Raw genomic sequence first — 7,875 nt, forward strand, 5'->3', positions numbered from 1 at the left:
ACGCATCGAGCCTAGAGTTTATGGAAAGTTGATGAATGAGACTATACAAAAACATAAGGCAGAGAAGCAAGAGCTAGAAGTAGAGAATAAAAAACTGAAAACAGAGAAGAAAAGACTAAAAATAGAAAAAGACAACGCCCTTGAAAGGCTTGAGATTAGTTACACAACGCTTGATAGAGCTGTCAAGGCGTTTAACATTCTTAGGAGTAGCGAGCTATTCACTCCGCAAAACACAGCAGATCTATTTTTGGTTGCGATAGCGTGGAGAGCAGTGCGAAAGAGATGGTTAATAGGGCTACAAAGCGTTTTGCAGATCGAGAGACTACCCTAACCCAAGAGAAGCAAAAGCTTAAAACTTCTAACACAGAGCTCACCACTCAACTAAACGAGCTCAAAACCACTAACGCCGCGCTTAACACCCAACTAGAGGAGCTCATAGCTATTATTGCATCCACTGACAAGAAGCAGACCGCTAAAGAACTTAAAGCGTTGAAAGAACAAGCCCGCCAACAAATGATAGTGGTTAATAACCTTTTTTGTGAGGACAAGCTATTTACTAAGGAGGACTATGCGGCTATTAGGGCTTTAGATGCTGATAATTTAGAGAAAGGAGCAAAAGAAATAGCTAGCAAGGTACTAGACTGTTTTGACAGAATGCTAGCGCATAAAGAAGATAAGTTATGGCTTAGTAAAGACAATATGAGACTGTTTCTTGAAAGCCTTCAGGAAAACAAGATCACAAGGCTCACACAACAGCTTGAAACTCCAAACAAGAGCTCACCACTCTTAAAACAACCAATGCTAACCTAGAGACCACCCGCGCCAAAGAAATTAAGGATTTGACAACCAAACACGAGGCGTTAGAGAGCAAATACAGCGCATTAGAAGCTAGCCAAACAGACAGCGTGCTAAAGGACAAACGGATTGCAGAGCTTGCGCAACAGAACAAGGAGCTTACAGCCCAAAAGCAAAACGCAGAACAAAAGGTTAGCAGTTTATAGAAAGAGAACGAGAAGCTTAAGAGTAACCAGTATGTTGTAGATGTCTATATGAACAGCCGTTTTAATAGCAGAGTTGAAGAGTGGTTTTTGCAATGGCTAGAGATCATGAACACCCTATTGTGGGCTTTTTAGTAGGTAAGCACATTTGTTATTTTGCCTTGAAAAACCCCGAGTGGGAATATCTAGGTAACAATGCTTTTTCATGAGAATTAAACGAGTCGGTTAATGGCGAGAAACCCAAGAAACTAGATTGCGAAGCCCTGCTATTAGAGACCATTAAACGCTACTATAACAAATTACTAGATTTTGCACACGGAGATAATGTGATAAACGGAGTGGGGTGGAGGAGTGGGCTAGAGCTTATTGAGAAAGACGAGGACAAAGGTGAGTATGGTTTAAAAAGTGGATGGTAAAACAGATTTAGCAAGCACTATAATGGAGTGCTATGACCACGACAAATTAGCCCATTGGAAAGAAAAGAGAGAAATAAAGGGTGTTGGTACTTTATCTTTTAAAACAGAAAGATACCCACCATCATCATTCCATGCTTTTCAAGCAAGAATAGCCCCCGTTTGGTATAAACCCCGCTATGAAGGAGGGCTGAATATCCGCCTTTATGACTTCTTAGGCAAAGATTTACCGCAGATTGATGTTGTGGCTTTTAAAGACGACTGGGGGCTTATGCGTGAAACCATGGATTACATCGCTAGCCTAAACAGACAAAAGCTTAGAGACACGCATAAAGAGAAAAGGCAACAACACGCAAAAGGCTGGTATGCACGGAGCAAGGCAGAAAAACGGGCGAAACAAAGAGCACAAGAGCAATCCAAACAGCCCAAAATCAGTGACCAAAGTCCAAGCAAGGGCAAAATGCCCCAAACCACCCCTAAGCCCACAGAGCCACAGAAAGACCAACAACAGCCCAACAGAGAACAACACACCTAGAAAGTCTTTTTGTATGTGAATTAGACAGGCAGAAATTAACCCCTTTAACCCCCATTTTGCATAGTATTAACATGGACTTGTTATAATGCCCAGATGGTAAAAAGAAGGATGCACGCCAATATGGTGGTCGCATGTGGCGGTCTTGCCGTTAAAATATTGGGGGGGGGGGGTAGGTTGTGGCGTGTGTGCTCTCTTAAAAGATTTTTATCCATACCCCTTGTTTTAGGCGTGGTGTTTGCTGATGTGCGCGATGGGTTTTTTGTAGGGGGAGGGTTTGGCGTGAGTAATGAAAGTTTGTCTTCTAAGAGTAAGCCACCATTACCTGAGGTCAAGCAGATGGGCCCCATCTACAACCCGGCTACTGTCATGGATTTGAGCAAGGGGCTCAAAAAAGATCTCCAAGAGGCCTTGCAAATGCTCCAAAATCTCAATCACATGGTCGTTGGGGTGAGCAAAGCTAACCAGTCCTTTGATAAGCTATCCTCTATGAATCTCTCTGATCTAAATGGCATGCCGGCCCTACAAGCAAAAATCACAGAGACGATCCAAGAACTCCAAACCATCATTGACACTTCAGGCCTAGATAGCCACAACCAAGCGGCAATGTCTGCTTTTAGCGCTGTCTTCACCACGCTTAAAAGTTTACAACAAGAGCTTGCTTTGGAGGTGAAGAACTATAATGAGGCACTTACATCTCAGGAGCAAGAATACAACACCAAAAAGGACGCGTATGAAAAGGACATGGACATCTACCATGCAGAAGTGCAGCGCTACACAAATGCCAGAAACTCCCTAGCAAATGCGATCAATTCCTTACAACAAGCCATTGCTAAATCTGGCACTAACCCGCTCCCAACCCAGACTTTTTCAGAGAGTGTTAAGACCATTTATGAGGATTTAGGGACCTTAGCACCTTTAGATCCCAAGGTAGGACAAGCCCAATATCAGAAAGATATAGAGGAAGGGTTTGCTAATGTTGTCCAGGGAAAGGCTTTAGAGAATGCCAGCGAGACTGACTTTCAAGACGCAATCAAAAAGATCGACCCAGGCTTTCCTACAATGGATTTTAACCAGTTCATCGCGCTCATGGCTTGGTTTCGCGCCCAAGAACATGCCGTTCAAGGCTCAAACAATCCAAGTGGACTGGAGAAAATTTTATCAGGATTATACGCCACAGATTTTCAGGTCCTGCAAGCCACGCTTGGCAATGCCACAGATACAATCCCCACAGCCCAACAGGCAATCAACGAACCGGAATTTAAAACACCCGATACCTTGCGTTTTAACTATAAAAATTTTTCCACCCCAATCCAAGACGCTACCCACAAAATCGAATCGATCCCCAATGTTTCTATTACAGAACCTGTGCAAATCAAACCTAGCCTAGCCCCTCTAGCCAAGAGCATCAATCGATCGATGGGGTTCTTTTCCAATGTGGGTTATCACATGAATTTTCTAGTTGGCTACCAGCACTTTTTTAGCCAACATCTAGGGTTTTCCTTAGATGCTTTCCTAGGTTATGGCTATATACGCAGCCCTATTTATAGCCGCCTCTCATTCTTCAAAAACCTCCAAGACATCCAAATAGATGTCGGGGGGAATTTGATCTATGACTTCAATGTGCCTAAAAACTACCAATCTCCCTTGTTTTATGGAATGTTTGCAGGTGTGCAGGGAGGTAGCACCAACTTTGTGTTAGGTGCTGGGGATAAAAGTCTATGGCGCGCCTCTTACAATTTAGATGTGGACTTAGGTTTTAGGTTTCAGTTTTCAACAAATATCATCAAATGGGGAGTTGACATCCCTTTGATCCCCCATGAACTCAACTGGCAGGTAGATTCTACTCATCTGCAATTAGATCAAAATGCCAAAGACATCGGGATTTTCATGACCTATGAAAAATTGATCTTTTAAGGAGTATTGGTGAGGCTATAGACCTATTACAGAGGGGGCAGATGTTGCAACAGATTCTAGTCTAAAATAAACTTGAATGGCATTTAAGCCCATAGGTGTTGTATCCGTGCTCCCTGTGCACCCGCTACTATCTCTCAAATGCGTTGTGTGTGCCCTTGTATGGCTCTTGCGCTCTTCCAAGCGTGTGCGCTTCTAGAGCGTGTTGTCTTCCGTGGCGATGAGCCTAAGCGCGCCCTGATCCTTGTAAGTTTGCCCCCCTGCCCCCCTCTTGGGGGCGCAAAGCTTAAGCACCCTTGGGCTTTAGCTTCGCTCAATTGCTTTTTAACGATCTCATAATATTCTTTAGACTTCTGGCACGCTGATAAAATCTAAACCCAAATGTGCACACGCCACCCCTGTGCTCCCACTCCCACAAAAAACAATCTAACACCACGCCCCACTAGGCACAATGGCTAAGCAATGCTCTAATATTTCTACAGGCTTTTGGGCGGCGTGGTGTTTGTACTTGGGGTTCATATAGATATGCTTGTATCCATAGCCATACCACTCTTTAGGGATTAGCTCCCCTTTAACGCCCGTTTTATGTTTCTTATAAATTACACTTAAAGGGTTGCCTAACTTCAACCATAGAAATATCTTAAAACAAGGGTTAAAGTGCAATGCGTAGAAAAGTAGAAAAGACAGCTAGTCGGGTGTTTGCCTACATCCGTGTATCCACAGAAAAGCAAGACATGCATAGCCAAGACCACGCCATAGAGTGTTACGCCCAACAACACAGACTTAGCATAGATGAGAAAATCGCCATTGAGATCAGCGCTACCAAGACACAGGCTAAAAGACGCATTGAGGAACTGAAAGCCAAGCTCCAAAAGGGGGATTTACTCATTGCCACTGAGATCAGCCGATTAGGGCGCACCATGCACGAGATCATCAACTTGTTGCTAGAGCTGGATAAGCGGGGCGTTAAGTTTGTATTCATACGCCAACCCGAACTCTCAAATTGCAACAACGCCACTTCTAAACTCTTGCTAGCCATTTACGCCTATCTGGCAGAAGCAGAAAGAGAGCTCATCAGCGAACGCACTAAGGCAGGACTACAAGCACTCAAAGCTAAGGGCAAAAAGCTAGGTTGGCAAAAAGGACGGCTACGCAAACACCCCCAATACGACCCACACCTAGACTACATCCGCGTGTTGCGCGCTAAAGGATTAGGCTACATGGCTATCTACAAGATGTTGGATGTGCCTACCAAAGGCGTATATGGCGGTTTTCTCAAGTGGTGCAAACGGCGAGGAGTTTGATCTCACACACGCGCAAAATAGGCACACAGTGTTTCTTACGCTTTAAACGGCTCTAAAATCGCTTGGGTTTTAAGCCCGCAGAGTCAACAATTTGAAGAATTGCGCTAAACCGTAATGAATTTGACATTTTAGCGTATCCGTGTCAATGTTAGACATTAAGCTAAAGGACGCACATGGCAATATCAGTGTTTTGTAATCAAGTAAAAGTGGGCGATCTACAGATATGGGCTCAAGGACTCAAAGAAACTTATTGTTTTACTTATGCCTCATCGTGGCTAAAAAAAGGTTTTGCGCTTGATCCGCAGTTACCTTTGAGTGAATATCCTTGCACAGACACTACGCTATGGGGTTGTTTCCAAGATATTAGCCCGGATAGGTGGGGGCGTTTGGTTCAAAGGCGCAAGAATAAGGGTCTTTTAAGCGAGAGCCAATACATGCTCGGCACGAGTGATTATTTTAGAATGGGGGCATTGCGCCTATACACAGAGGGCAAATTTGTTGCAGATACGACCGATATACCCAAATTAGCTCATTTAAATGCCTTGAGTGAGGCTTCAGCGCGGTTAGAACAAGGGGAAGCTTGTGATAAAGACATTAAACAATTATTAAGTCCATCAGGCAGTTTGGGCGGGGCTAGACCAAAAGCAGGTGTAGAAAAACAAGGCGCGCTTTATATCGCTAAATTCCCATCAATTAAGGATAAAGACAGCCAAATCCCCGAATGCGAACAAACGATGCTGTTTTTAGCGCACTTAGCCGGGATTAATGTTTGCGAAAGCCATTTACACCATATAGGCGACCAAGCAATTCTTTTAGTCAAGCGTTTTGATCGCATCTCTACAGATCGTATCCCCTATATGTCTGCGATGACTTTATTAGAGGCTAAGGACGGGGAAACTTATAACTATTGCGAGTTGTCCCAAAAGTTATCTATACCAGATCGGCAAGAGCTATTTAGGCGCATGGTGTTTAATGGTTTGTTTGGGAATTGCGATGACCATCTGCGTAACCACGGCTTGTTATATCAAAATGGCAAATGGGCTCTTAGTCCTGCTTTTGATATAACTCCCACCCCCACAGATTGGCACAAACAACAACACGCTTTGCTTTTTGCACCCGGTGAGCCATTGCCCTCTTTGGATTTATTCAATCAAATCAAAGAGTATTTTAATGTGGATCACACGATGTTTGCCACAATTTTATCAGCTATGCTTATAGCCCAAGAAAACTTTGAGTCCATCGCAAGAAAAAATGGCATCAACAAAAACAACTTAACCGAGTTGGAACACAATTACGCCCACGCTGAATTTGGAAAAATCCAAAACTATTTAGGTGTCCTCAAGGCTAAAAAGCAAACCCAAACACCAGCTAAAAGCAATCAATCAAGGCCACTCACACTTTAAGCCCAAAGCCACTCAATAGAGCTTTAATCCCAACGCCACTTTGAGCGAATCTATGCCACTAGCCACTTTTTCGCCAAGACTTGGGAGTGGTGGTGGCACTAACCCTTTGATGTGTAGAATTTTTTCTAGGGAACGCATTCTTTGCGTATAGCTTTGTTTGCTCCAATCAGGGCTTTGCAAGAAGTTGTAAAATTGTGCGCGTGGGGTAAAGGTTATCCGTATATTGCCATTTTCGTAGTCGTTATAAAGTAATATGGCCTCTTTCTTTTTCAGGCGTTCTAAAAGATATTCATTGGTTAGCTCTAGAGCATTAAGCCACCTGCTATTAAAGATGATGGTGTTATCTACTTTCATGGAGCAGTTAGGGTTGGAACAATAGGCATTGAAACTATCCATCAGTCCTTTAAAAAGCATCTCATCTTTGCTTGTAAGTGGGCGGTAATAGTATTTGCCCTTTTTGTTCTCAAGGCGAAAGCAGATGGTGCTTTTGTGGTGGCTAGGATCAATGCTTTTGTTGTTAGGCTCGGATGTGAGAAACATGAGCCTTTGATCCGCCTTGACAAGCGCAAGGGGTGGCATTTGGAGCTCTTCACCAATGTTTATCCCGTGTTCTTTTTTGACAAAGCTTATCAAAAGCCTAGAGAAAGCCCCGATTGAGTCGCCCGCCTCGTTTTGAAAGTTATAAAGCCCTAGAAGACCCGCTAGGCGCATAAACGCATTTTCTGTCTTAGAGGCTGTGGGGTTGGTTAAAAGGTCGGTCGTTTCAAACATCTCGCTCACAATTCTTAAAGAGTCTTCTTGTTCCTCGTGTCTGTCTAGCTCAATCAATTACATTTTCCTTTGCAATTTGCGCTCTGTATCGGCAATGTGCTTGTTGTAGGCACTCTTATTGCCCAAATTGCTTTGAGCCGATCGTGTTTTTTATTACTATGATAGTGCATCGATGGTGTATCGCTCACCCGCTGAAGACAGGGGCTTCTTGTTTCAACGACCCATAGCTAGCAGTATCTAGTATATAGGAAAATTACAGAGAACTTATACAAGAATTTTTATTAAAAATATTGCAAAAAATTCACAAACACTCTTTCATGATTTTAGCATTTATCTTTAAATTTGACGCAGTTACAATGAAAATCGTGGGTATTTACCCCCATTCCACAGCTTAAAGCATGAAACGCCCATAAACAGGGGTTTTTGGTTTGGCTCAAAGGGCTTTCATAGGGTTTTTTTGGGGACATTTTCGTCCCAAAAAGCCCCATCGTCCCAAGTGGACAAATCCATTAAGTCAAAGAGCGCTTAGAACATCCAAGT

At 43.4% G+C, this 7,875-nt stretch carries 8 protein-coding genes; 7 read left to right on the forward strand and 1 reads right to left on the reverse strand.

The window, feature by feature from the left end; translation table 11 throughout:
* From AOG36_RS01935 to AOG36_RS01965, 7 genes are all read left to right on the forward strand, one after another.
* On the forward strand, nt 1–331 hold a 331-nt coding region (locus tag AOG36_RS01935; RefSeq protein ID WP_231622543.1), incomplete at its 5' end, for a hypothetical protein.
* Between the two features lie 158 nt (nt 332–489).
* Nucleotides 490–810 carry a hypothetical protein gene (locus AOG36_RS08490; RefSeq protein WP_156294628.1) on the forward strand — a complete coding sequence of 107 codons (321 nt, stop codon included), beginning with the start codon at nt 490–492 and terminating at the stop codon, nt 808–810.
* 29 nt (nt 811–839) lie between these two features.
* A complete protein-coding gene (locus AOG36_RS08495) occupies nt 840–1,001 on the forward strand; it encodes a hypothetical protein (RefSeq protein ID WP_015106109.1) in 162 nt (53 codons plus the stop codon).
* A 435-nt stretch (nt 1,002–1,436) separates the two neighbouring features.
* Complete coding sequence (locus AOG36_RS01945) at nt 1,437–1,946, forward strand: selenoprotein S family protein (RefSeq protein WP_015106111.1); 510 nt, start codon at nt 1,437–1,439, stop codon at nt 1,944–1,946.
* Between the two features lie 336 nt (nt 1,947–2,282).
* Nucleotides 2,283–3,860, forward strand: coding sequence for a porin family protein (locus AOG36_RS01950; protein WP_129593172.1), 1,578 nt, complete (start codon nt 2,283–2,285; stop codon nt 3,858–3,860).
* A 659-nt stretch (nt 3,861–4,519) separates the two neighbouring features.
* On the forward strand, nt 4,520–5,161 hold the full coding sequence (locus AOG36_RS01960; protein ID WP_015106117.1) for a recombinase family protein: 642 nt from the start codon (nt 4,520–4,522) through the stop codon (nt 5,159–5,161).
* A gap of 173 nt (nt 5,162–5,334) precedes the next feature.
* Complete coding sequence (locus tag AOG36_RS01965) at nt 5,335–6,564, forward strand: type II toxin-antitoxin system HipA family toxin (protein WP_084815781.1); 1,230 nt, start codon at nt 5,335–5,337, stop codon at nt 6,562–6,564.
* A 12-nt stretch (nt 6,565–6,576) separates the two neighbouring features.
* Here the strand turns inward: AOG36_RS01965 and AOG36_RS08930 are convergent, their stop codons facing one another.
* Nucleotides 6,577–7,392 carry a hypothetical protein gene (locus tag AOG36_RS08930; RefSeq protein WP_053825408.1) on the reverse strand — a complete coding sequence of 272 codons (816 nt, stop codon included), beginning with the start codon at nt 7,390–7,392 and terminating at the stop codon, nt 6,577–6,579.
* Nucleotides 7,393–7,875 lie beyond the last annotated feature (483 nt).

The sequence above is a fragment of the Helicobacter heilmannii genome (assembly GCF_001283065.1).
Taxonomy (GTDB): domain Bacteria; phylum Campylobacterota; class Campylobacteria; order Campylobacterales; family Helicobacteraceae; genus Helicobacter; species Helicobacter heilmannii.